This is a genomic window from Amycolatopsis taiwanensis DSM 45107, assembly GCF_000519205.1.
Taxonomy (GTDB): Bacteria; Actinomycetota; Actinomycetes; order Mycobacteriales; family Pseudonocardiaceae; genus Amycolatopsis_E; species Amycolatopsis_E taiwanensis.
Genome location: NZ_JAFB01000044.1, coordinates 12,650 through 37,683, shown reverse-complemented (window position 1 = coordinate 37,683; position 25,034 = coordinate 12,650). Strand labels below are relative to the sequence as shown.

Genomic DNA, 25,034 nt, shown 5'->3' with positions numbered 1-25,034 from the left:
TCCCCCGAGTCCTGCGCCAGTACCGGTAGACAGAAAACTGGACAATTCTTGACTATCCATGGTTCCTCACCGTTCACTCGTGATCACGACGATGAGGAGATCCCATGTCCTACCTCCGCAAGATGGCGCTGGTAGCCGGTCTGGCGCTCTTATTCGGTAGCCCCGCCCCGATCGCGGCTTCGGCGGATCCTCCGCCGGGCAACTGGGTCGGCACGTGGGGAGCGTCCGCGACCGGCACAGTGCCCAATCTGGCCACCGGTTACGCGGACCGGACGGTTCGCAACGTGGTGCACACCAGCGTCGGCGGCGCCGCTGTGCGGGTCGGGTTGACCAACGTCCTCGGGACCGCGCCGGCGTTGCTGGGCGCGGTGACCGTCGCGGTGGCCGCCGGGCCGAGCACGCCGGACGCGGTGCCCGGCACGGTGCGGCCGCTGACATTCGGCGGCGCCTCATCGCTCACGATCCCGCCGGGCGGCGAGGTCCAGAGTGACCCGGTTTCTCTTGCTGTGCCCGAGGGTGGCAACCTGCTGGTGAGCGTCTACACGCCACAGGCGGGCGGACCCGTGACCTACCACCAGGTGGCCAACCAGACTTCGTACGTCAGCGCCGCGGGCGACCACGCGACCGAGGAGGCCGGCGGCGCGTACCTCGAGAAGATCACGTTCTGGCCGTACGTGAGCCGTGTGGACGTCCTGAGTCGGGCGTCCGGCACCGTGGTCACGCTCGGCGACTCGATCACCGACGGCAACAACTCGACGCGCGACGCCAACCACCGGTGGCCGGACTATCTGGCAGACCGGCTGATCGCGCAGCCGGGGCCGACGCGGCTCGGCGTGGTGAACGCGGGCATCAGCTCGAACCGGTTGCTGAACAACACATGGAACCCGAACGCACTGTCCAGGTTGGACCGTGACGTGCTCACGGTGACCGGTGCGAAGTCGGTGATCGTGTTGCTCGGCATCAACGACATCGGCGGCGCGCCGCAACACCACGGGCCTTCGGAGATCGTCGCCGCGCTGCGACAGATCTCCGCGCAGGTGCGGGCGAAGGGCCTGCGGATCCTCGGTGGCACGCTCACACCGTTCGGGGGTTCCAGCAACTACACCGAGGAACTCGAGGGCGTGCGGGCCGCGGTCAACGACTTCGTCCGCACCAGCGACGCGTTCGACGGCGTGGTCGACTTCGACGCCGCCGTAAGAGATCCCGCCGACCCGAAGCGGCTCCGCCCGGAGTTCGACTCCGGCGACCACCTGCACCCGAAGGACGCCGGCTACCAGGCGATGGCGGCGGCCGTACGGCTCGACCAGCTGGACGGCACCTCTTCCCACGACCACTGGGTCGGCACCTGGCAGACCGCGATGGCCCAGCCCGCGCCCGGCACCGAGCAGGGTCTGGCCAACAACTCGATCCGCAACGTGGTGCACACGAGCGTGGGCGGCAACGCGGCGCGCGTTCGTCTATCCAATGTGTACGGTACGGCGCCGACGCTGATGGGCCGGGTCACGCTGGCGGTGGCCGCGAAGCCGGACGCCCCCGACGCGGTCGCGGGCACGATGCGCGAGGTGACGTTCGGCGGCTCGCCAACGATCACGATCCCGGTCGGCGCCGAGGTCCTCAGCGACCCGGTGTCCCTGGACGTGCCGGCGGACGGCGACCTGCTGGTCACGGTGTTCACGCCGCAGCCGTCCGGCATGGTGACGTCTCATCCCCGCTCGTACCAAACGTCGTTCCTGACGCCGACCGGCGACCACGCCGCGGAGGAGCCGGGCACGGCGTTCACCCAGACGACGGGCGCCTGGTACTACGTGACGGGCGTCGAGGTGACGAACCCGTTTGTCCGCGGCGCGGTGATCGCCTTCGGCGACTCGATCACCGACGGCGACCACTCGACGGTGAGCGCTGACCTGCGGTGGCCGGACGTGTTGGCGGATCGCCTTGCGGCACAACCGGGTCCGACCAGGTTGAGCGTGCTCAACAGCGGGATCAGCGGCAACCGGATCCTCGACAGCTCGGCGCTGACGGGCATCGGCGGCGCGAACGTCTTCGCCCGCCTTGACCGGGACATGCTGACCTCGACCGGCGCCACGACGGTGATCTTCCTGGAGGGCATCAACGACATCGGCAACCTGGCGCACCCGGACCCGGTGGCGATCACGGACGCGATGCGCCAGATCGTGGCACGCGCCCACGCACAGGGCCTACGCGTCGTCGGCGGGACGATCACCCCGTGGGAGGGGTGGCGCGCGTACAACACCGAACGAGAAAACGTGCGCCAAATCGTCAACACCACCATCCGTGGCGGCGCCATCTTCGACGCGGTGATCGACTTCGACAAGGCCGTCCGCGACCCGGCCAACCCCCGCCGGCTGAACCCGATTTACGACTCGGGCGACCACCTACACCCCTCCGACGCCGGCTACCACGCAATGGCCGACGCCATCGACCTGAGTCTGCTGAAGTAACGCGCGGCCTGAAGACCCCTTCGAGACGGCCTCGAAGGGGTCTTTCGTTCGGCGGCGGCCGGTGACCTCTCGTGACGGGTGGAGGACCGACTGTGGCAAGCTGTCCGAACGCTAGGCGCTCCGGAGGGAGTTGTGGTGAGGCCACTGGGGGAATCCGACCCGACAGAGGTCGGGCAGTACCGGGTGCTGGCGGAGTTGGGCCGGGGCGGCATGGGCCGGGTGCTGCTGGGCAACGGGCCGGACGGCCGGCTGGTCGCGGTCAAGCTGGTCCGCGAGATCTTCGCCGAGGACGACGGGTTCCGCGAGCGGTTCCGGCGCGAGGTGACCCACTCCCGCAGAGTGTCGGGTGCCTATACCGCGCCGGTGATCGACGCTGACCCCGACGCACCCACACCGTGGCTGGCCTCGGCGTTCGTGATCGGTCCGTCGTTGCAGCAGGCCGTCGAGACGGGTGGGGTGCTGCCCGAGGAGCCGGCGCTGCGCCTGGCCGCCGGGCTGGCCGCCGCGCTGGCCGAGGTACACCGAGCCGGGCTGGTGCACCGCGATCTCAAGCCGGCCAACGTGTTGCTGGCCGAGGACGGTCCGCGGGTGATCGACTTCGGCATCGCACGGGCCACCGACACCGACACGGGCGAAAGCCAGCTGACGCACACCGGCTGGCTCGTCGGTTCCCCGCCGTACATGTCGCCGGAACACGTCGATGGGCGGGAACTCACCCCGGCCAGCGACGTGTTCTCGCTCGGCTCGGTGCTCGTTATGGGCTGCACCGGCACGAGCCCGTTCGCCGGATCCTCGCCGCCCCAGACCCTCTACCGCGTGGTGCACGCCGACCCGGACCTCTCCGCGCTGCCGGCCAGGGTGCGCCGGATCGCGGCCGCGTGCCTTGCCAAGGACCCGGGCGAGCGGCCGGACCTGGACCGGCTGCGCGAGATGATCGGCGATATCGCTGCCTCCGCCCGGCCATGGCCCGCGCGGGTGCACAAGCTGATCGCGGACCAGCGCGCCGAGATCGCCCGCGTGCTCGACCCGACCGGCGCCCAGACCGTCGACTCCTCGGCCGGCGCGCCGACCATGGCCGCCACCCGGCCGCAGCCGGTCCCACCGTCCTCTTCCGATGACCAGCCACCGGCCGAGCCCGCCACCAAGGCCGCCGTGCCGGCCCTGCGACGCTACCGAACTTTCGCGATCATCGGCACGCTGTCGATGCTCGTCGCGGTTGTTGCCGTGATCTGGGCGGTGGTGCAATCGTCCCGGTCGCCCAGCCACACCAGCGCCGCCGACGACACCACCACGCCAACGACGAGCAGCGGCCAACAGACCACGCCAACGACGAGCAGCGGCCAACAGACCACGCGTCCGATCGGCCCGGAGTCCTGGAACAACAGCAGTACGGACCAGACACCATTCACCCAAGACGCCCTGCTGCCCCAGCGTTTCACCAACGACAAGGGCATCGAGTTCGCCCGGGTGGCCGGCGGCGTCCAGCCCTGCGACGAGGCCGCTTCCGGCGACGGCCCCCAAGCCGGTAGCGACGTGGTCACGGAACTCACCAGCCGCGGCTGCGCACAGGTGATGGCCGGGGTCTACCTGGAACAACCCGGCCCCTATGCCACCCCCGACAATCCCGTCCTGGTGGCGGTATCGGTCTTCGCATTCGCAGACAAGGCAACGGCCGACAACGTGTACACCTATTTAACCGGCACCACCAACGCGCGCTGGAATCTCAGTACCTGGTGCACCCAGACCGGGCCCGGCCGCAATCCCTGCCTCCCCGGCATCAGCCATGGCCTTCGCTACCAGCACACTCGCGTCTCCGGCCGCTACGTGATCGCCGCCGTGTCCAACCGCACCGACCTCTCCAACGACAGCACAATCGGACCCTGGCTTTCCTCAGCCGCCGCGAAGGCCGCGAACTCCAGCGGCCCGCAGAACCACGACGGCAACTGATCCCCCGACCGGGACGACAGGAAGGGCAGGCCCCACTCCAGGCCGGCCCACCCGCCTGGTCACCACCCGGCCGCAGCGGACCCCGGCCGAGGAACGGCCACGGTGCGCGCCGACCAACCCCCATGGACGCACCGTCTCGGCATGGCGAGTGAGTCCATGACGGACTTCGTCGATCACGGCCGGGGAAAATACTCGCCAATCACAACGAGGTTCATTATCAGTCGGGTTTTTCCGTTTCCCAAGGCAAAGCTCGAAGCCATGAGAGAGAAGTCGACGCCCTGATGACCAGGGCACATGTGGCGTGATGTTCCCGGGCTCGGTCGTTGGCGGATAGTTGAGGCGGTGTTTTCCCGGCCGGGTGGTCGCTCAAGCGATTAGGGTCGGCGCTGTGGATGTTCTGGACAGGTTTCGATTGGATTTTCCGGTCGCGCTGGCGGGTATGCCCGGCATCGCGGGCGGGCGCTTGGCCGGTGCGGTCGCGGGCGCGGGCGGACTCGGGACGATCGGTTTGCTGCCGCCGGGCGAGTTGCAGGCGGCGATCGGTCGGGTGCGGGACGAGGCTCCGGGGCGGTGTGTGGCGGTCAATCTGTTGATGCAGTTCGCGCGGCGCCGTCATGTCCAGGCCTGCGTCGACGCGGGTGTCGATGTGGTGGTGCTCGCCTTCGGCGGGGATGCCGCGCTGGTGCGGGAGCTTCGCGACGCGGGCGTGTTCGTGCTGGTAATGGTCGGAACCGAGCACCAGGCTCGTGCAGCGGTGGCCTGGGGTGCGGACGGTCTCATCGCTCAGGGCCGCGAAGCCGGTGGGCATTTGGTGGGAACTGTGGCGGCCCTGGAGTTCCTGCCGCAGGCACTGGCGGTGGCGCAGGAGCGTCCGGTTTTTCTGGCCGGTGGCGTGGCCACGGCCGGTGACACTGCTGCCGCGCTGGCTGCGGGCGCGGCGGGAGTGGTTGCCGGGACTCGTTTCGTTCTCACCGAGGAATCCGGTGCTCACCGCGAATACCAGCGTCGTATCCTCGCCGCGGGCGCAACGGTGGAGACGACATTGTTCGGGTTGGGCTGGCCCTTGCGGCATCGGGTGGTGCCCAACACCGCCACCGATCGCTGGTGCCGCGCGGACGGCACCGCGCGGCGGATTCCGGCACTGGTCAACTCGCTCAGTGCCCCGCTGGCCCGGTGGGCGCCGGAGAACAGCGAACGCTCGGTGATACGGATGCAGCGGCCCGCGATTCCCCTGTTCAGTCCGGCAGCGCCACTGGAGGGAATGCCCGAGCAGTGGGTCGACCGGGCCGCACTGTATGCCGGTGAATCGGTCCTGCGGATCAACGGGGTGGTCCCGGCGAAACAAGCAGTCGCCGAGCTGGCCGGTTGATCACAGGGACCCTGCGCTCACGCCGGAATGTCGGCGACGGGGCGGTCGGCGGAGTGTGGACGAGGTCGGCCCGTTTTCCAGCCAGCGGCGCAGGGCAACGTAAGGTTCGTGATTCTCCTGTCCGATGGACACGGGAGAGGTCGTCGTTCGTGAGTTCGACGTCACCGTCGCCGATCCGCAACGGGCTTCATTCCTTCTCCCAGGTCGCCTTCCCTCTGCCCCAGAGGACAACTTCCCCTTTCAACGGGCTCCTGGGGAAATCGCCCCGCAACGTCCGGATGAGGAACTCGACCATCCCACAGTCGTGCCGGCTGAATATGCTGTCGCCGCGGTCGAACAAGACCACCGGCCAGCCGGCCGGGTCCTCCGCGGTGGCGTCCCAGCAGAACACGTCGGCCTCGCAGGAGACCCCCCAGGTGATCAGGTAGGGAGAAGTCCCTTCCAGTTCGGGGGACTTGCGCGTGGTTTCCCACGTGCCCTCCGCGGTGCCCGTTTCATGGACCATGCCGTTCCAGCCGGCGTCCTCGAACGGCACCTTCGGCTGCGGCGCGAGAACCACCAAGAAGTCCTCGATGATCCCGGCACCGTACACCTCGATGAACCGCTGGTAGTCGGGCGGGAACGACCGATCCCACGACCGGGCGATCTGCTCCCAAACAACCGGCGCCCCGCCCTCCCGTGGCGGCGGTATCAGCCCCATCAGGACGTCCACATCGGCTGCCGAACTCATCCTTGCTCCTTCGTCCCGGTCATGGTGTGCGCACCCTCGAAGTCGTCCGACCGTTCTCCGTCGGTGTACCCAGATTGTCTACGACCGGGGACGAGAAGAAGGGCTGGTCACCGCTCAACCAGGAGATGCACTTTTACGACCTGCGTCACATTGAGGCATGGTTGATCGAGGATCATGTGCCGCATCGGTTGCCTGGCGGCCGGCTGGTACTGGGGCACCCCGGATGGACGGCAGGGGAACATGTCACCGTTGCAGGCAGAGCACAGGAATAAGGAAGGTAAACAGCATGGGCGATGAGCTTCGCCAGATTTTCGACTTCATCGCCTTTTCCGCCCGACTCCGGGAGATCGAGCGGCACAACAACGCCACGCAGCAGCGGAAGGAGAGCGTGGCCGAGCACTCGTGGCACCTGGCGCTGGTCTGCTGGGTTCTGCACCGCGAGTTCGAGCGCGAGTGCGGACACGCGCTGGACCTGGAGAAGATGCTCAAGATGTGCCTCATGCACGACCTTGTGGAGATCGAGGCGGGCGACCCCTCGGCCTGGCGCACCCAGGACAGCGCCCGGCGCCGGGAGGAGAAGGCCCGCATCGAGGAGGAGGTCGCCCGGCGCCGGTACGGGGCGCTCCCAGGCGAACTGGGCGCCGAGTTCCTGGAGGTGTGGCGCGAGCACGAGGAGGGCGTCACGCCCGAGGCCCGGCTCGTGCGGGGTGTGGACCGGCTGAATCCCGCGCTGATGCGCTGTCTCACCGGGCAGGGGTGGGAGGACGTCGGCGCGGACGCCGGGGCGCTGGACCGGCTGCAGCTGCCCCGGCTCGAGGTGAGCGAGAGCCTCACCGCCCTGTACCAGGAGGTCAGGGCCGCCGCGATCGCCCAGGGCCTGCTCGCACCCGCCTCCTGAGGGCGGGGGCCGTGCGGCGGCCTGGCATGCCGTGCCACGCCGGCCGCGATCACCGTGTGGCGCACCGCGCACGGCCATCGCCACGGCGTTTTGTCGGTGACAACACTTAGGATTCCCGGCGTGATCAGCCGTAGGGCGCTCAACCGCGCCACCCTGGCCCGCCAGTTGTTGTTGCGCAGGCACAAGATGCCGGCACTGGAGGCGGTCGAGCACCTGGTCGGGTTGCAGGCCCAGGCGCCGTTCCCGCCGTACTTCGGGTTGTGGTGCCGCTTGTCGGGCTTCCAGCCCCAGGAGCTGGCCGAGTTGCTGACCGAGCGGCAGGTGGTGCGGATCGTGCTCATGCGCGGCACCGTGCACCTGGTCAGCGCCGCCGACTGCCTGTGGTTGCGGCCGCTGGCGCAGCCGATGCTCACCCGTACCTTCCAGAACGCCTACGCCACCCGCATCGCGGGCATCGACCAGGACGCGGTGGTCAAGACGGGACGGGAGCTGCTGCGCGAGGGGCCGATGACGGCGGCCGCGCTCCGTACGGCGCTGGCCGATGCCTTTCCCGGCACGGCAGCCGACCTGTCGCAGATCATGCGCAGCCTGGTCGCGCTGGTACAGGTACCGCCGCGGGCGGTGTGGGGCAAGGCGGGCCAGACCACCTACGCCACGGCCGAGGACTGGCTGGAGCGGGACCTGCACGCCTCGCCGTCCCCTGAGGAGCTCGTCCTGCGTTACCTGCGGGCTTTTGGCCCGGCCACGGTGGCCGACGTACAAGCCTGGTCGGGCCTGACCGGGCTGCGTGAGGTGGTGGACCGGCTGCGACCCCAGCTGGTGATGCTGAGCGATACGGTGTTCGACCTGCCGGACGCGCCCCGCCCGGACGAGGACACCCCCGCACCCGTCCGGCTCCTGGCGCCGTTCGACAACCTGCTGCTCAGCCACGCCGACCGCACCCGCATCATCACCGACGAGCACCGCAAACGCGTCATCACGATCAACGGCCAGGTACACGGCACCGTCCTGGTAGACGGTTTCGTGCACGGCATCTGGAAACGGGACAAGACGGTGGTGACCATCGAACCGTTCGCGCCGTTCACCGACACCCAGGCCGAACAGGTGCACGCGGAGGCGGCGGAACTGCTGGAGTTCGCCGAGCCGGGCAAGGCGCACCAGATCAGAGGGGTGTAGTGACATGCGCGAGTCATCACAGTGTGTCGATGGCCCGGTCCAGTCGGATGCCCAGCAGGGCGACCACCAGTAGCAGGCCTCCGGCCACGAGCTGGGTTACGCGGACGCCACTGGCGAGACCAAGATGCGTCAATACCGGGCTGAACACCGAGACCCCCAGGGCACTGCCGATCTGCCGGCTGGTGTTGAGCAGTCCGGAAGCGGCACCGACCCGGTCGGTCGGTGCCGCGGCGAGCATCAACGTGATCATTGATGGCACCACCAGGCCGCAGCCCGTGCCGACTATCAGCAGGAGCAGCACAAGTACCGGACGGGCCGGGGAGCCGGTTATTGCGAGGGCGAACAGCCCGAGGGCGGAGCAAATTCCGCCAATGGCAAGCAGTCGTCTGCCGCCGACGACCCCGATCACTCTGCCGACCACGAGGTTGCTCAAGAACAGTGTGATAGTCATCGGCAGGAGTGCCAAACCGACTTGGAGCGGCTCGTATCCGCCGTTCTTCGTGAAGTACAGGGACAGCACGAAAACTTCACCGTAATAGGCGAAGTTCAGCAGCAGTCCCACCATCGAGACAGCGCCCACACTTCTCGTTCGGAACAGTGCGACGAGTTGCAGTGGTCTCTTTGTGTGTCGACGGACGGCGAGTACCACCGCGAGAACGGCTACCGCAGCGCAACCCAACAGGACCGCGCCGGCTATGGTGCCGGCTGGCAGCAGCACCACCGCGGTGAATGTCGCCAGGAGCGCGGCGGCCACCAGAGCTTCCCCGATCAGGTCGGTGCCGACGGCGCCGGCCGGGTGTACCTCGCCGACACGCGTGGCGGCCATCAACAGCAGCACCACTGCGAACACCACATCGACCAGGAAAACCGCCCGCCAGCCGAGCCCCGTAATGAGCGCTCCGCCGACGATGGGGCCGACCGCTACCGCGACCGCTCCGGTCGCTGCCCATGCGGACAGGGCGCGTGTCCGCGTTACCGCGTCGCGGCAAACGTCTTTGATCAACGCCATCGACGATGGAACCAGCGCGGCGGCGCCCACACCGATCACGGCTTGTGCCGCGACGAGCGCGCTCATCGACGGGACGACGAAACATGCGGCAGCACCGAGCAGGAACATGCCGCATCCACATAGGAAGATTCGTTTCGCGCCGAAGCGGTCGCCCAGTGTCCCCACGGCAAGCAGCGCGCCACCGAAGCTCAACGCGTACGCGTTGACCACCCAGCTCACGTCCACGGTCGAGCCGGCGAATTCTTGTGCGATGCGCACCAGGGCGACGTTAGGCGCGCTCGACTGGTTCAACACGAGGAAAAAGGCGAGGTTGGCGGCCGCGAGGGTCCAACGACCCCCGACGGCCATCGACGGTGTGCTTTCCTTCACCAACTGGGACATCCAGTCACAACGAACGGCCGGTGGCCGGATCGATGGATCCGAGTGCGGTATCGCCGGGCCCGGTGAGCAGGTCGACGGCCGTGGTCGTCCGGTCGACGATCTCCCCCGCGACTGCCTCGTTCACCACGCCCTCCTGGTATGCCAGTTGCAGTACGAGTCCGCCTGACCAATGTTCCTGCCCGTAGAGGACACACGGCGTCTTGGTGTAGCCGTGGTCGAGGACCGTGTAGCCGAACTCGACCCCCTTCACCTCCACTCGGCGCGCGGGATACGTGAGCAAATTCAGCACGACGTCGAACTCCGTGTCGGAATCGCACATCCATGCCGTCGGGCAGTCAGCCACGGCGTATGCGTTCGCGACGACTTCTTTGAGCCGCAACAGGAAGGTCTGCACCGTATCGTCAGGCTTCACGGCTATCCGGAGCGCCAGGAAGTTGAGCAGGAAAGCCAGGACATTACTCTGCTCGGGTGCGTCACGGTTGGCGATGGGGGCGAGCACGGTGATCTCGTCGCGGTTCCGGGCCGTGCACAACGCCAGGGTGTACGCCCCGAGCAGCACCATGAACGGGGTGAGTCCGTACGCGCCGCACGTCATACGCACGGCGTCCATCCGCTCGGCGCTGATCAGATGTTCGAGGACGGAAGAACGGAAGGTCGGCTGATCGTCCGGCGTGCCTCGGTCGAACAGAGTCGGGGCGGTTTGCCCTGCCGTGGTTTGCCGCCAGCGGGCCCACGCCTCGCTCCGGTCCTTGTCCTGAAGCGATGCCTCCTGCCACGCCAGATAATCGTCGTACCGGTGCGCCCTGTCCTCGTCGCGGCCGCCGGCCGTTGCCTCGCCGTAGAGTTCGGCAAGGCGGTCTACGAGCAGAGTGACGCCCCACCCATCCAGAACGATCTCGTGCATCGTCAGCAGGAGCCGGTGTTCGCCATCTCCGAACCGGAAAAGCTGGACCCGCAGCGGCGGTGCCCCTGCCAGGTCGAAGGGCTCGGTAGCCGCGGCGAGAGCGGCATTCCGGTATAGCTGGTCGCGCTCCTGCTCGTTCAGCGCTGACAGGTCGATCGGGCTGGGCAGCGGGACGTCCCAGGCCGGGAACTCGTGCACCAGGAACGTACCCTCGGTGAACCACCGCGCGGTCAGCACGGGGTTCTCGGTGAGCAGCGCTTCCCAGGCGCGCGTGAGTCGTTCGAGATCGACCGGGCCGGTCATCCGCAGGCTTCCCTGGTAGCTGAAGGCTGGGTTTTCCTTGGCCTGGAGCCAGGAATCGTACAGATACGCCTGGTATGGGGTGGCCATTCGGCGACGAACACCGCTCGGCGCGTGTCCGTCTCGTCGCACCGGCCCCTCCGCCGAGATCCGCGTGGTTCGCGCGGCCACAGCACGCGGTGTCTGAGCAGTCAGGATGTCTCGCAGCGTCACCTGGTACCCACGCGCTCGGAGAGTGCTCGCGACCCGCATACCGCGCAGCGAGTCGCCGCCGAGCCGCGCGAACGAATCGTCACGGCCGATCCGGGTTTCCAGGACCGATCCCATCGCCTCAGCGACTGCGAACTCGACCTCCCCCACCGGGGAGACATATTCCATGCGGGTGACAGCACTGCCGAGTCGCGCCGGCGCCGGGAGAGCGTCGTAGTCGACCTTTCCGTTGTGGCTAAGTGGAATAGCCGGAACCACTTCGAACGTTTTCGGGACCATCGTCAGGGGCAAACGCTCGGCGCAGTACGTGTTCAGTGCATCTGGGTCCAGTCCAGCGGGGTCCCCGGTGACGTACGCAACGACCCGAGCGGGTGGGTCCGCCTCCGCAAAGGAGGTTTCGCGAGCGAGGAGCCCGGCCCCGGCCGTCGGCCGCCAGATGCGGACGGCACATGCGGATACCGCTGGGTGGGTGTGCAGCACCGCCTCGATCTCGCCCAATTCCATCCGCACACCTGCAACCTTCACTTGGCGGTCGACCCGGCCGAAGTACTCGAGGGTGCCCTCCGGGGTGCGCCGGACCAGATCACCCGTGCGATACAGGCGTCCACCGGGCGTGAAGGGATCTTTGAAGAAGGTGCCTGCGGTGCGCTCAGGATCGTTGAGATATCCACGTCCGACGCCCACGCCGCCGACGAACAGTTCGCCAGTCTCGTTCACGTCGCAGGAACGCCAGCGTCCTTCCGATTCGGTGAGCACATAGAGAGAGGTGTTTGCGATCGGCGAGCCGATGGACAGACGGCTCGCCTCCGTGTGGGCCAAGGTCACGACGTGGTGTGTCACATCGTCAGAGCACTCGGTGGGGCCGTAGGCGTTCATCAAGCGACAGTGCGGGACGGTTCGCAACCACCCGCGGGCGACCGCAGGGTAGAGCTCCTCACCGGTGGCCAGCATCCACCGCAGGTTAGCCAACGGCACTGGTCTGTGCCGAAGTTCTTCAGTGATCAACTGCAGCAGGGTCGGCACCGTCTCGGTGACGGTAATCTCCCGTTGCTGCAGTTCGGCGACCAAGCGCGCCGGGTCGCGGGCGATGTCGTCGTCGATGATCTCGACCTGAGCCCCCACCACCAGCGGCGCCAACATCTGCCACAACGAGATGTCGAAACCCAGTGGAGCCGTCTGCGTGACTCGGTCAGCCCGCGTCAATGCCAAGTCTTCGATCTTGGCCAGCAAATGATTAAGCATCCCACGGTGCTCAACCAGTGCCCCCTTGGGTAAGCCCGTCGACCCGGACGTGTACACGACATAGCGTAACTGGTCGAGGCTACTCAGCAGCGCGTCGCCGGACCATGGCTCGACTGGTTCGGCGTCGTAGAGAACGACAACGCAGTCAAGCCCGGACGCGGCGCGGCGTCCGACGGCATCGGTGTCGAGTCCTGTCGACGGGACCAGCACGATTGCCGCGCCGCTGCGCCGGAGCACGTCGCGTTGCCGTCGCTCCGGCCACTCCACGTCCAAAGGTAGATATACGGCGCCCGCGAGTTCGATTGCGAGGAACGCAGCGACCACATTAGCGGAGCGCGTCCCGGTGACCGCGACGATCCGCCCGGCCGCGTCGGCGTCGCGGAGCACGCCCGCAAGGCGCCGCGCACGGCGCAGCAGTTCGGCGTAGGAGATCTCCTCACGCGAGTCGCGCACGGCGATGTCTTCGGGGTGGTCGGCCGCATGGTCGGCCACATAGGCCACCACCGGGCGGGTCAAGTCATGGTTTGTATGCCGATGCAGCGCGCGCGCTGCTGCCGTCGCACCTTGCGTCGCGTCGATCTCCAAGTCCAGCAGATTCATGTCATTTCTCCTCGGGACGGGGAGAAGCCCCCCAGCGAACGGTCGAGCCGAAGAAATTCGGGATCGGTATTGTCCTGTTCTGCGCTGACGCCGTGCGGAGCACGAAGTCACCGACCGCGATGTCCAGCACGCCCAGACCGAAGGGCGAGAAGACGACCGGCCGACCCGCGTCCGGCCGCACCTTTCCCAGCAGGACCTGGCCGATCGTGCCGGTGATGAAATCTCGCCCGCCGGACAATTGCTCGGCCAGATGCGGGGACGTGTCTGCCTTGAGACAGTGGTCGATGTCGTCGACAATGTTGGCCGCCCGCAGCAAGGTCGCCGGGTGCAGGTCCCGCAGGGAGACGTTGAGGACCAATTGACCCGGCCGGAACTCCAGGTGGTCTGGCAGATATGGTTTGCCGGCGGTCGTCGCCAATACCACGACATCGCCGGCCAGTACCTCGGCCAAATCCTTCGATTCCCTGGCTGGCACGTTGTCCCCGCGTTTTGCATACGCTACAAAATGCTCAGCGCTCGCACCGTCGAGGTCGAGCACCGTGATCGCCTCCGGGGAAACAACGGAGGGCACCAGGTAGTCGAGTATGGTGCGGGCTATTACCCCCGCTCCGACGAACGAGATGCTGGGCCTTTCCGTGGTGTTGATCAGCGGCAGGAGAGCTCCGGCCGCAGTCGCCGCGGACGCGGCGGTGCGCGCGGCACTGATCCCTGCACTTTCGAGGCAAGCCACCGGGTACCCGTTTTCAAAATCGTTCAGGATGAGCACGGCCGAGGCCCTGGGAATTCCGCGCTCAACATTGTCGGGAAAGCTTGCTATCCACTTGATCCCAGCTTTTTCGACAGGCCCGCCCAGCTTTGCGGGTAGGGCTATGATGCGAGCGTTTGGTTTCTCGGGAAACCGCAGAAAATAGCTGTCTGGGTTGATGGTTTCGCCCCGCTCGTGCAGGAGATAAGTTTCCCTCACTATCTCGACGACGGACTTCCGATGCGCGAAGAGTATCTCGTCCACGGCCGCTCCGGGCACGACAGTGAAATCGAACAAGCTAAGCCCCCGAGGGTATAGGCGTGATGGTTTTGTCGAAATTGGTCGACACCCATGAATCGGAGTAGATGGTGTCCACGTACTTGTCGCCAAGATCGGGCGAAATGATCACCATACGGCTTCCGGCGGGTAGAGACTTCGCCACATGAGCGGCCGCGACGAGTGCCGTTCCCGTGGAACCACCGACCAGAAGGCCATATTCCCGGGCAATCCTGCGACACATGCGAATGGCGTCGATTTCGCTGACGACCAGCTTGTCGAACGTTCCTGAGTCCTTGAACAGTTCCGGCTTCCTGCTGGTGCCCAGGCCGGGCAGCCTGCGCTGGGCCGGCGGCGTCCCGAACGTCACGGAACCGTACGAATCGACGGCCACGATGCGAGTGGAGGGACTGTGGACCCCGAAGTACTCCACGCACCCCATCAACGTTCCGGACGTCCCGACGCCGATGACCAGCAGGTCCGGCGAACCGATCTCCTTGTGCAGGTTCTCCGCGGTGCGTTGTCGGTGCGCCAGACTGTTCGAAGGGTTGGCATACTGGTTCAACCACACCAGATCCGGGTCCCGCTCGAGTTCCTGCGTGATGAACTTGATCCGTGATCCCAGATATCCGCCGGAGGAGTCTCGTTCGGTGATCTGTTTTACGGTTACCCCAAGGGCTTCCATGATGTGTACGGCCTGACTGCTCACGTTCGGGTCCGTGACGATCGTGAGTGGATACCGCTTCTCCGCACACACGATACCGAGCGCGATCCCGAGGTTTCCCGAACTCGATTCGATGAGTTTACTCTGAGTGGTTATAACACCTGCTCTCTCCAGGCCGTCGACAAGTTCGACGGCCGGCTTGATCTTTATCGACCCCGCTGGATTCAGGCCTTCGATCTTGAGAAGTGACTGAATTCCTGACGCAAACCCGGATAGCTCGAGAAAGATGTCATCGAGTATTATGTCGTGGACATTCGAGTAGATCACGTCGAGAGCTCCAATGCAAGCTCGTGTCCCACATTGTTCTGAATTTTCAGAAGACGAGAGGAGGTAGATTTATGAAAGGAAGGGACGATGGCGTGATTGACGGCGGCACGGATGGCGCGGTGCTTCCGCCGCCCATCGCCAGGCGGCTCCGTGGTCCGGGTAGGGTCTACCCGGTTTTAGTAGCAATTCCCCAGCGGTATATCGATGAGTTTACTAATGTGACAAGGTTGCCACTGACTGTGATTGCGCATGGTGTTCCGGCTACCACGAAGAACCCCCAGGAATGGCGAGGCTTGCCGCGTCACATGCCGTCCATCGGCGTGATTTTGCCAGCGGATGCTTGCTGAGGCAGGTACTGACGATGTCTTACTCGAACGGAACTCGACGAACGGAATGCACGTCTTCGAGTACCGCCCTTCCGGGCGGGTGGCCGGCGCCGAGATTGCTCCGGAATCTTCCGGACACGGGAAGCCTCACAGGCGACCTCCCATGAGGCCACAAGACCGGTATCGTGGTCGACGGCCTGCTCCAGCACCCAGGACACCCTGGCGTGGCCACCATGGCGTTCACACTGGTCGATCATTCGTTATGACCTTCCTGTTTTCGGTGGCCCAGTCGATCACGATATAGATCGTTGAACAATCCCGCAATACTCTCGTTGGAGTAAAGACCCCTGGACAGGTAACTCCGAACTGGAGCAGTCTGCGGGTCGTGGAGGCACAGGCGCTAGGTCCGGTTGTCGGCGGGTTCGCGTCGCGACTGTTCGGCGTCGGCCGGTCGACCTGATCGCGGACTCATCAGTGCTGCGGTGGCCGATCCTGCCCGGTGATCTTGTTGATGGCCACGTCGGCGGCCTTGCCAAGGGCGTCCGGGATGACGTGTCCGGGGCTGGCGTCGAAACTGGACTCGTCGAGCATGTCCTTGACCATTTGCAGGGCGATCCGGTTGCGGTTGGGCGTGCCCTGCTTGAGCGCGGCGGCCAGTTCCCGGTGATCGCGAGGATCGGGGCCTGCTCCACCTTGGCGTCCAGCAGCCCGTTCATCAGGTATGCAGCATCCCGTAGTCGAACAACGGTCGCCCGCAACATAGGTTGGCCCTCGGGATCCGCACCGAGAAGCCGGCCGCTTCCAGGACCTCGACGGCCGCGACGGCGACGTCGGGCTGGAAGTAGTTGGTGAAGGTGTCCGGCCAGAGCAGCACCGGCCGGAGCGTCGCGCTGCCTAGGTGGGGTTCGAACCACGACCGGAACGTCTCCCTGGCAAAGCGTGGCGCATCGCGGGCCGGTGCGACGCCCGCCGCGGCCTTGGCCAGCGCGGCGAGACCCGGCGTGTGCATTACCGAGCTGACGAGCCTGGGCGCGTGGCTGGCGGCTCTGGCCCACAACGGAATCAGCCCGAGTGTGTAGGCCGTGCGAGGCCGCAGGCGGTGGGCGTAGTAGTGCGACAAGAACTCGGCCTTGTAGCTGGCCATGTCCACGTTCACCGGGCAGTCGCCCTTGCAGCCCTTGCAGGACAGGCAGAGGTCGAGTGCCTGCTTGACGTGCGGGTCCCGCAAGCCCGGGCCGCCGGCGAGATGGCCTCCCATCATCTCGAACAGCAGCCGGGCCCGGCCCCGGGTGGAGTGCTGCTCCTCGCGGGTCACCATGAAGCTGGGGCACATCGTGCCGCCGGTGGTGTGCCGGCACTTTCCGATGCCGAAACACCGGTTCACCGCGTCGGCGAAACCCATCTGGTCGTCGGGAAACGCGAAGTGGACGCGTCGTTCGCGTACAGTGCCCGGCTGCCTTCGGCGAACCGGACCTCGCCGGCCACGGCACGAGACAGCTCGAGGGCAAGGCGGCCACGATCGGTGTGACTGGGCATGTGTCTCCCCGTTCCCACAGCGGAAGCACGCCCGGCCGAACGGGCGGCTCGACTTGGTCACGCCGGGAACTGCTACGGAGCGTGCGGGACAGCGTGCATCAGGTCCCGGACCCTCGTCCGATGACCCCACTTCGTCGGCCGCGAGGCCAGACGCGTGCCGCCACACATGGCAGAGCGATACCCGCGAGACAGGCAGCTACACCCGGTCCTCGGAGAGCGTGCGCGTACTGCAGCGCTCGTTGCGGAACACGATGACCGAACACGGCGGTGTGCTACGGGACGAGACAGGTATGCGCGCGGGACTGTCCGAACTGGACAAACTGGAGAACCACTCGGCGATCAGCGCCCGACTGCGGCCTGAGAACAGGGCGTTGCTCGCAGCGCTCCTGGTGCCGCTGTCCGTGCGACGTCCGCTCGCGGTGACCCGCCCGACACGGCGGAGGAGCCTCCTCTCCGCCGGACGCGGAGGGAAGGCTCCTCGAGACGTTCGTCAGCGCTGGCCGGGGTACTGCTGCGGCGCGCCCGGGGCGGGCGGCACCGGCGGCTGGCCGGGGACCGGGCCGGCGGGCATCTGGCCGCCCGGGAACGGCTGACCGGCGGCTGGCTGGCCGTACGGCTGACCGGCCGCTGGCTGGCCGTACGGCTGGCCCGGGACCTGGCCGGGCATCTGGCCCGGGCCGTACTGCGGCGGCTGCTGCGCGAACGGCGGCTGCTGCGCGAACGGCGGCGCCTGCGGCGTCTTCTGCCGGCTCCGCAGCACGAACGGCAGCGCGACGAGCAAGACGCCGACGATGCCGAGAACGATGCCGAACCCGGGTTGCATCGGGTCGGCCCAGGAGATCAGGCGGAAGTCCATGTCGAACTGGGCCAGAATCAGCGACCCGAAGCCCAGGACCATGAACAGGATGCCGATCCGCAGCGGGATCGAGCCGGACTTGTTCATCGAAAACTCCTCATTGACCAGCGGGGAACCAGGGCCGCCCCGACCGGTCCGTTGGTAGAGGCCCGAACAATAACCAGCGAAGCGCCGTTTGTCCCGGGGATTCCCGATTCGTTACCTAGACCCGCTGGAACTCGTCCGGGCCCAGCTCGGCGATGCTCAGGTGACCGGACAGCCCCATGCGGTCGACGGATGCGTCCTGGCACATCGCTGACATCCCCCACGACCGCCAGCCGGGGTTTCTGGCACGTGTCGTACACCTCACCTTTTCAGATAGTCGACGACGAAGCTAGTCAACATAGTGTCTGTGCACCGCGCCGCACAGACTCCTCGCATCGTTCACCATGACGGGAGTCGCCGATGGCACGCACCGAAGCGGCGGTCCGAGACCGCGTGATCGCTCACCTGCAGACGCAGCGGGCGCAGACGATCGAGTTCCTCGCGGAGTCGGTCCGCCGCCCAACATCAGCGGGGAGGGAACACTCGGCCACCGCCTTCTACCGGGCCCGGTGCCTGGAGCGCGGCTGGCGGGTCGACGAACTGACGCTCGCCGCGTCGAGCCTGCGCGAGACTGGCGAACTCGACGCGGAGCCCGCGCTCGATGAACGCCGCGTCCTCGTGGCGAGGCCGCCGCTGCGGTCGCGGTCGAGCCGGACCGTCGTGGTCAACGGGCACGTCGACGTCCCCCGCCGGGGGATGCAGAGCGCTGGTCGGTACCGCCTTTCGGCGAGGTCTACCGTAACGGCCGCGTCCACGGCCGCGGAGCCGTGGACACCAAAGGCGGCATCGCTGCTGCGCTTGGTGCGGTGCAGACGCTGGTGGCGGCCGGGGCCGAGCCCGCATGCGACATCGCCATCGCGTTGGTGGACGGCGAAGAACACTTCTGGGGGCGGCACCGGTCGTCTGACGCCCGTACCGATGGCGCTACTCTCGGCTACCGCACCAACGGCGACGATCCAGCGCTGCTGATCGCTTACGGCGCGGCCGTCGGAACGCCGGGCCGTAAGCTACTGGAAGGCGGGGATTAGGTGCTCGACCGCGCGGACCACGCCGACGGGTTTGCCGTGTCCGAGGACTGGCACCTGGGCCAGTTCGTCGAGTTCGGCGTTGGTGATGCCGAGCGTCCGGAGCAGGGCCACGGCGAGCACGGGATTGGGCCGGTGCGAGCCGTCGGCGATCTTGATCGCAATGGCAGGGCCGTCCGGAACCGCAAGGGCGAGAACGCCTTCGGCGCCACCTTTCCCGATGCTGCCCGGCAGCGCGCGAAGCAGCCTGGTGTTGGGGTGCGTCGTGCTCGCGACCCACTCCGGATGCTCGCTGACCGCCGTCGACACCCGCTGCGTCGCCGTGGTTTTCGCCTTCCTGATCGTGCCGAAGGCGGTGGCGAGGCCGTGCAGGCTCAGGCCGAACAACGGGGCGCCACAACCATCGACCGCGGTGGTGGCGATCGCTTCATCGGCCAGTTCGGACACGGTGGCCGCGATCCGCTGCTGCAACGGGTGGTCCGGCATCCGGTAGGTGACCGTCGGCCAGTCGTTCGCGACGCAGGTGGCCAGCATCGCGGCGTGCTTGCCGGAGCAGTCGCCCGCCAGTGAACTCGGCACCGTGCCGTAGGCGGCTTGGGCGGCTTCATCCAGTGGGAAGCCGGGAGTGTTCTGCAGATCCGCCTCGGCGAGGCCGGCCTGGTCGAGAATGCGGCGAACACCTTCGAGGTGAAACCGCTCACCACCGTGCGAAGCGCACGCCAGGGCCAGCAGCTCTGCGTCCAGATCGAGTCCGGCATCGAGCATGCCCACGCTCTGCAAGGGTTTCATCGCCGAGCGCGGGAACATCGGCGTACGGGTGGCCCCGACCTCGAACAACACGGTCCCGTCGGGGTCGACGGCGATCGCGGATCCAAAATGGACCGATTCCACCAGCTCGCCCCGCACTACTTCGGCGACCGGGACGGGGCTTGTCGCGTGCGGAGTGCTGGTTCGCGGGCTGGCAGTCATGCAGGACCTTTCTGGCGATTACCTGTTCGGGGCGCGAGTAACGGCTGACGGTGGCGACCGGGCTGGTACCGCAACGGCAGTTAGGTGGCCGGGCGGTTCAGGCCGTCGACAAGGACGCCGACAATGCGCTGGTTGTGTCCGGGCCAACGCCCGGGTACGGGCTGGCACAGCGGGGCGATGGCATACAGGAAATCCTAGGCGCTGGACGCCCATCAACTTCATCGACACCACCGATCCCGGCACGAACGCCCAAGAAACCCTCGCGCCCGCACAGATCTGATCCGCAGCGAGGTGCTGGAAGGTTCTCGGACAGTGGCCCCAACGTAGGATTGGCGTTCACTGACCGGAGTTGTTGCGGCACGGAAGAATTCGCGGGCGCATCTCCCGCTGCCTCATGACGAGGCGAGACGCTTTTCGACCGGCCCTGACGCCCGTCAGGGGGTGGTGATCCCGATGAAGGTCACCGGGATCTTCGGCGGGCCGCTGCCGTCGCCTATTCCTTGCGCGGCCGGGTCGACGCCGCCGGCGGCCACCTTGTCGAGGACGGCCAGGCCGGCGTCGTCGATGCTGCCGAACACCGTGTAGGACGGCGGGATCTGTGCCTCGCCGAAGACCAGGAAGAACTGGGAGCCGCCCGAGTCGGGTTCGGCGGTCGTCGCCATCGCGAGCACGCCGCGGCCGTACGTCAGCTCCGGGAACGTCTCGTCCTTGATCGTGTAGCCCGGGCCGCCGGTGCCGTCGCCCACCGGGTCGCCGCACTGCAGCATCCGCAGACCGGTCACCACGGACAGCCGGTGGCACGAGGTTCCGTCGTAGAACCCCTGCTTGGCAAGGCTCAGGAAGTTCACGACCGTGCACGGCGCCAGCGCGCGGTCCAGCGTCAGCCCGATGTCGCCCGCGCTGGTCGCGATCCGCACCGGGACCGTGCCCGCCGACGGCGCCGGGCCGTCCGGCGGCGGCGTGGCCTTCTTCGGCGCGGGCGTGCCGGAGTCGGGCGTGAACGAGCAGGTGACCGGGTTGGCGAGCGGCGTCGTCCGCTTCGGCATCGGCGCCCGGTCACCTGACGGCGGGACCCGGACGGTCGGCGTCTCGGCCGGCGTGGGCGACACGAGCGTCGTCCGGGCGGTCGGCGACGTCGTGAACCATCCGCCGCTGGCGTTTGCGGCCGGCTTCCGCAGGAACCCGGGATAACCCCAGGCCAGGAACGCGAGCACCATCATGACGACCACGACGACCGACCCGGTGACCAGCGCGACAGCGGCCGGCGACGTCTTCTTCGGCGGCATCGACGGCTGCCACTGCGGATACTGCCAATGCGGATACTGCTGCTGGGGATATTGCTGCTGGGGATACGGGTACGACGGCTGTTGCGGCGCCCCGCCGCCCTGGTCGTCCGGTCCGCCCGGCTCGCTCATCGGCGCTCCCCTCATCTAGACCACCATTCTGCCGCGCGGGCCGCCTCCCCGGGCCGGGACACCCGATCAAGGAGAGCCCCAGGGCGTACTCGGCCCGTTCGGGCCACTTCGCGGCCAGCGGGTCGTCCCCGGCGATCCAGCAGCGTCTTGCAGGCCCACGCCGTTGAGCAGCGACATGCCGGTGGTGTCTCATGCCGGCGGCCGGGGACCCGCCCGGCGGTGCGCGTGCGATCAGCCCTTAGACACCAGCGGCGGCGACCTGCGACAGCCGGGACAGCCACCGCTCGCCCGTGGCAGGATCGGCGGCGTAACGCCGCAGCAACGCGGGGTCGGGCGCCGGAGCGCGACGCGGAACCGGTAGCCAACCGTCCACTGCGGACAGTGAATCAGGTACGACGTCCCCGGTCAGCAGGGACGTCGTACCGAGGCCGCAGGCGAACTCCAGCCCGGGCAGTGCGCCGGCGAGCGCCAGGCCGGCGGCCAGCCCGACGCTGGTCTCCACGGCCGAGGAGACCACACAGGGCAACCCGCAAGCCTCGGCGACGCGGAGCGCCCTGTGCACTCCGCCGAGCGGGGCCACCTTGAGCACCGCGACATCGGCCGCCCCGGCCACCGCGACCCGCAGTGGGTCTTCGGCCAGCCGGATCGACTCGTCCGCGGCGACCCGAACGTCGACCTTGCGGCGTACCGCGGCCAATTCCTCGACGCTCGGGCACGGCTGCTCCACGTATTCCAGCCCCTTCGCGGCCCGATTCAGCTCGCCGATCGCCACGACGGCGCCGTCGACGTCCCACGCCCCGTTCGCGTCGACCCGGATCCCGCCGGAGCCGCCTAGCGCGTCGCGTACTGCCGCGACGCGGTCACAGTCCTCCACAATGGAGGATCGGGGATCGGCGACCTTCACCTTCGCGGTGTGGCAACCCGACGTCGTCACGATCTCGTACGCCCGTTCTGGCGAGACGGCGGGAACGGTGCAGTTGACCGGAATTCGCTCGCGAACCGGTTCCGGCCAGTCGGCCATCGCCGATTCGTACGCGCAGGAGAACCACGGCGCGCTCTCGGCGACGGAATAGTTGCCAAACGCGCAGAACTCTCCCCAACCCGTCTTTCCCCGGAGCAGCACCCCCTCACGCACTTCGATGCCGCGGAACCGGTTACGCATCCGGATCGCGTACACGTGCGGCTCGATTTCGTGCATGGTCTTACGTCCTCTCGCAGTCGTCCAAGGTGCGCAGGGCGACGGACAATGCGGGTTCATCGTGCCTCCGTCCGCGGAGCCTGATGTCACCGGCCGGCGCCGGCTCCGCCGACCGTCACCGGTCCACGCGAGTCCGTGCCCGCCGAGTCATCCGAGCCCCAGGCCGCCGCGGCCGGGCCGGCCTCGATCCCCAGCACCTTCTGCATCGTCGACATCTTCGCCCCAGCTTCCCCGAACTCCAGCGGAATCGAGGACTCCTCAACGATTCCCCCGCCGGCGCGCAGATCCACGTGGCCGGCGGCGAGATCGACCTCCATCCCGCGCAACGCCAGGTACAGCTCGCAGTTCGCCCGATCGTCGAACCAGCCCACCAAGCCCGCGTAGTAGCCACGGCGTCCTTCGTGCTCGGCGATGAACTCGTTCGCCGCGCTCCGTGGCACACCGCAGACCGCCGGCGACGGATGCAGGACATCCAGCATCTTCGCCAAGCCGATGTCGGGCGACTTCAGCACGCCTTCGATCGGCGTGCCCAGATGCCAGACATGGGAAGCCGAGACGATTTCCGGATCCGGTGGCACGACCAGCGACTCACAGAACCCAGCCAGGGCCTCCCGCAGGAAGTCGACCAGATAGGCGTGCTCGTCGCGGAACTTCGCAGCGGAAAACAAGTTCTCGGCGCGCCTTCGGTCGTCTTCGGGCGACCTGGATGAATCCTTCGAGAGGGTGCCCGCCAGCGGGTGCAGCGCGATCCGCCGACCTTGCCTGCTCAGGAACAACTCCGGACTTGAACCCAAGTGGTAGCAGCCGTCCCGCTGTATGTTCCGGACGCAGAAATTGTTGCCCGTGGGGTAACTGGTGTTCATGAAATCATAGCAGTCGCCGACCGGGAAATCGCCTTGAAAAATATAACGTTCGACCCGGGACAACACGACCTTTCGCAACTCCGACGACGGGTCCTGTAGGCTGCCCAGCGCGTTTTCCAGAGCAGTCAGGTACCGCTCGGCCTCCACCGTGTTGAACCGGACGTCGTAGTGGAACCGGGTCGGCGGGCGGCTGGTCACCGCGCGTCGCGGACCACTCTCGATCTCGTCTTTCGAAGCACCGAACAACGAGCAGCCGCCATGTTCATAAGGGATCAGACCAGCCACGACGGGGTTCGGCACCGCGGTGTCGTGAAGCCACGACACCGCGTCCTCCAGCGACCCGAAGGTAGTGTCGCCGCCATCAACCCGGAAGCCGGTCTCGGCGTTGTCGAACCTGAACTGCAAGGAGTTTTCCATTTGCCATCCTCACTTCGCGATCAGGTGACGGCTGGCCGGATAGTCGGTATATCCGGCCGCGCCGCCGCCGTAGAACGAGCTTTCCTCGGGGATCGCCAGCGGCCAGTCGTGTTCGAGCCGCTCGACGAGATCCGGGTTCGCGATGAACACACGTCCGACCGAAACCAGGTCGGCGCCCCGGTTCAGGGCGGCCAGCAATTTGTCCGGACGGCCTGCGCGCTTACTGTCGGATTGATGCCCACATTGTGTATCCAGGTCCCCCGCCAGTTGTCCGCGATCCAGCCCAGCATCGCCGCGTCGCTGAACGCCGAAGTGTGGCAGTAGGCCAAACCCGCCATGTCCGGATGGCGCAACAGGTGCGTGTAGGTTTCCAGCGCGTCGATCTCCTCGACCTGGTTCACTGAGAACCCCGGCGAGATCTTGAACCCGACGCGTTCCGCCCCGATCGTACCGGACAGCGCCCGCACGAGGTCCAGCACGAAGCGGCACCGGTTCCGCGGCGAACCGCCGAACTCGTCGGTGCGGCGATTGCTCCCGGAGGCAAGGAACTGCTGGGGCAGAAACCCGTTACCCACATGGAGTTCGACACCGTCAAACCCGGCATCGATCGCCAGCGCCGCGCTCGCGGTGTACTCGGCGATCACCCGTCGTATGTCCTCGACGGCCATCTCGCGCGGTACCGGGTATTCCACGACTTCACCATCCACTTTGGTCGTTTCCCGTGGCCGGACCGGCGATGGCGCGAGGGGTTGCCGTCCGCCGTTCACCGAGTGATGGCCGGCGCTCCCCGAGTGCATCAGTTGAACGAAGACGGTACCGCCCGCGTCGTGTACCGCGGAAACCACCTTGGCCCAGGACCGCTTGTCGGCCTCGGAGAACAAGTGCGGGCTACCGGGCTGCCCCTTACCGTGCAGCGCCGGGTGCGTGCTTTCGGTGATGACGAGCCCGGCCGAGGCTCGCTGACCGTAGTATTCGGCCATCAATTCGCTCGGTGTACCACTCTCGTGCGCCCGACGGCGGCCCATGGGCGACATGACGAGGCGGTTCCGCAGCTTCGTCCTCCCCATTTCGTATGGCGAGAACAGATCCGGCTCGATATTCATTG

20 protein-coding genes and 1 pseudogene are annotated in these 25,034 nt (G+C 67.1%); 6 read left to right on the top strand and 15 right to left on the bottom strand.

The window, feature by feature from the left end:
* Positions 1-104 precede the first annotated feature (104 nt).
* The 3 genes from A3CU_RS50655 to A3CU_RS0129975 all read left to right on the top strand — a co-directional run bounded on the left by A3CU_RS50655 (position 105) and on the right by A3CU_RS0129975 (position 5,778).
* Entirely contained in the window at positions 105-2,462 is a 2,358-nt protein-coding gene (locus A3CU_RS50655) for an SGNH/GDSL hydrolase family protein (RefSeq protein WP_063628919.1), read from the top strand.
* Between the two features lie 135 nt (positions 2,463-2,597).
* A complete protein-coding gene (locus A3CU_RS50155; RefSeq protein WP_084143971.1) occupies positions 2,598-4,409 on the top strand; it encodes a serine/threonine-protein kinase in 1,812 nt (603 codons plus the stop codon).
* A 388-nt stretch (positions 4,410-4,797) separates the two neighbouring features.
* Positions 4,798-5,778 (top strand): NAD(P)H-dependent flavin oxidoreductase, encoded by a 981-nt coding sequence (locus A3CU_RS0129975; RefSeq protein ID WP_027945379.1) that lies wholly within the window; start codon positions 4,798-4,800, stop codon positions 5,776-5,778.
* A gap of 187 nt (positions 5,779-5,965) precedes the next feature.
* Here A3CU_RS0129975 and A3CU_RS50150 read toward each other — a convergent pair whose 3' ends face one another.
* Entirely contained in the window at positions 5,966-6,508 is a 543-nt protein-coding gene (locus tag A3CU_RS50150; RefSeq protein WP_027945378.1) for a hypothetical protein, read from the bottom strand.
* A 286-nt stretch (positions 6,509-6,794) separates the two neighbouring features.
* Here A3CU_RS50150 and A3CU_RS0129965 point away from each other — a divergent pair, with 286 nt between their 5' ends.
* Entirely contained in the window at positions 6,795-7,406 is a 612-nt protein-coding gene (locus A3CU_RS0129965) for an HD domain-containing protein (protein ID WP_052372411.1), read from the top strand.
* A 120-nt stretch (positions 7,407-7,526) separates the two neighbouring features.
* Positions 7,527-8,582 carry a winged helix DNA-binding domain-containing protein gene (locus A3CU_RS0129960; protein ID WP_342668942.1) on the top strand — a complete coding sequence of 352 codons (1,056 nt, stop codon included), beginning with the start codon at positions 7,527-7,529 and terminating at the stop codon, positions 8,580-8,582.
* Positions 8,583-8,598: 16 nt separating this feature from the next.
* Here A3CU_RS0129960 and A3CU_RS47380 read toward each other — a convergent pair whose 3' ends face one another.
* From A3CU_RS47380 to A3CU_RS53675, 8 genes are all read right to left on the bottom strand, one after another.
* Positions 8,599-9,939 carry an MFS transporter gene (locus A3CU_RS47380; RefSeq protein ID WP_052372410.1) on the bottom strand — a complete coding sequence of 447 codons (1,341 nt, stop codon included), beginning with the start codon at positions 9,937-9,939 and terminating at the stop codon, positions 8,599-8,601.
* Positions 9,940-9,976: 37 nt separating this feature from the next.
* Positions 9,977-13,228, bottom strand: coding sequence for a non-ribosomal peptide synthetase (locus tag A3CU_RS50145; RefSeq protein WP_052372409.1), 3,252 nt, complete (start codon positions 13,226-13,228; stop codon positions 9,977-9,979).
* A 1-nt stretch (position 13,229) separates the two neighbouring features.
* Positions 13,230-14,252: a 2,3-diaminopropionate biosynthesis protein SbnB gene (gene sbnB, locus A3CU_RS0129945; protein ID WP_281174163.1), complete on the bottom strand. Its 1,023-nt coding sequence runs from the start codon at positions 14,250-14,252 to the stop codon at positions 13,230-13,232.
* A 19-nt stretch (positions 14,253-14,271) separates the two neighbouring features.
* Positions 14,272-15,240: a 2,3-diaminopropionate biosynthesis protein SbnA gene (gene sbnA / locus A3CU_RS0129940; RefSeq protein ID WP_027945374.1), complete on the bottom strand. Its 969-nt coding sequence runs from the start codon at positions 15,238-15,240 to the stop codon at positions 14,272-14,274.
* 797 nt (positions 15,241-16,037) lie between these two features.
* A complete protein-coding gene (locus tag A3CU_RS55240; protein WP_281174162.1) occupies positions 16,038-16,169 on the bottom strand; it encodes a hypothetical protein in 132 nt (43 codons plus the stop codon).
* A gap of 112 nt (positions 16,170-16,281) precedes the next feature.
* A complete protein-coding gene (locus A3CU_RS0129930; RefSeq protein ID WP_027945373.1) occupies positions 16,282-16,968 on the bottom strand; it encodes a (Fe-S)-binding protein in 687 nt (228 codons plus the stop codon).
* On the bottom strand, positions 16,947-17,102 hold the full coding sequence (locus A3CU_RS52855) for a hypothetical protein (RefSeq protein WP_156960628.1): 156 nt from the start codon (positions 17,100-17,102) through the stop codon (positions 16,947-16,949). The genes A3CU_RS0129930 and A3CU_RS52855 overlap by 22 nt, the downstream gene beginning before the upstream one ends.
* Before the next feature lie 490 nt (positions 17,103-17,592).
* Positions 17,593-18,045 (bottom strand): PGF-CTERM sorting domain-containing protein, encoded by a 453-nt coding sequence (locus A3CU_RS53675; RefSeq protein ID WP_063628918.1) that lies wholly within the window; start codon positions 18,043-18,045, stop codon positions 17,593-17,595.
* Positions 18,046-18,743: 698 nt separating this feature from the next.
* Here A3CU_RS53675 and A3CU_RS0129915 point away from each other — a divergent pair.
* Positions 18,744-19,070 (top strand): annotated as a pseudogene (locus tag A3CU_RS0129915) (M20/M25/M40 family metallo-hydrolase); the annotation flags it as partial.
* Here A3CU_RS0129915 and A3CU_RS47365 read toward each other — a convergent pair.
* The 6 genes from A3CU_RS47365 to A3CU_RS47355 all read right to left on the bottom strand — a co-directional run bounded on the left by A3CU_RS47365 (position 19,050) and on the right by A3CU_RS47355 (position 25,032).
* Entirely contained in the window at positions 19,050-20,036 is a 987-nt protein-coding gene (locus tag A3CU_RS47365; protein WP_043843050.1) for an asparaginase, read from the bottom strand. The pseudogene A3CU_RS0129915 and the gene A3CU_RS47365 overlap by 21 nt on opposite strands.
* 434 nt (positions 20,037-20,470) lie before the next feature.
* Positions 20,471-21,451, bottom strand: coding sequence for a peptidylprolyl isomerase (locus A3CU_RS0129905; RefSeq protein WP_027945371.1), 981 nt, complete (start codon positions 21,449-21,451; stop codon positions 20,471-20,473).
* 238 nt (positions 21,452-21,689) lie between these two features.
* The gene (locus A3CU_RS0129900; RefSeq protein ID WP_027945370.1) at positions 21,690-22,649 is read right to left on the bottom strand and encodes an o-succinylbenzoate synthase; all 960 of its coding nucleotides are present in this window, start codon (positions 22,647-22,649) and stop codon (positions 21,690-21,692) included.
* 86 nt (positions 22,650-22,735) lie between these two features.
* Complete coding sequence (locus A3CU_RS50140; RefSeq protein ID WP_052372408.1) at positions 22,736-23,929, bottom strand: isochorismate synthase; 1,194 nt, start codon at positions 23,927-23,929, stop codon at positions 22,736-22,738.
* A gap of 9 nt (positions 23,930-23,938) precedes the next feature.
* Positions 23,939-24,079: a hypothetical protein gene (locus A3CU_RS53670; protein ID WP_211246552.1), complete on the bottom strand. Its 141-nt coding sequence runs from the start codon at positions 24,077-24,079 to the stop codon at positions 23,939-23,941.
* A 32-nt stretch (positions 24,080-24,111) separates the two neighbouring features.
* The gene (locus tag A3CU_RS47355; protein WP_052372406.1) at positions 24,112-25,032 is read right to left on the bottom strand and encodes an oxidoreductase; all 921 of its coding nucleotides are present in this window, start codon (positions 25,030-25,032) and stop codon (positions 24,112-24,114) included.
* Positions 25,033-25,034 lie beyond the last annotated feature (2 nt).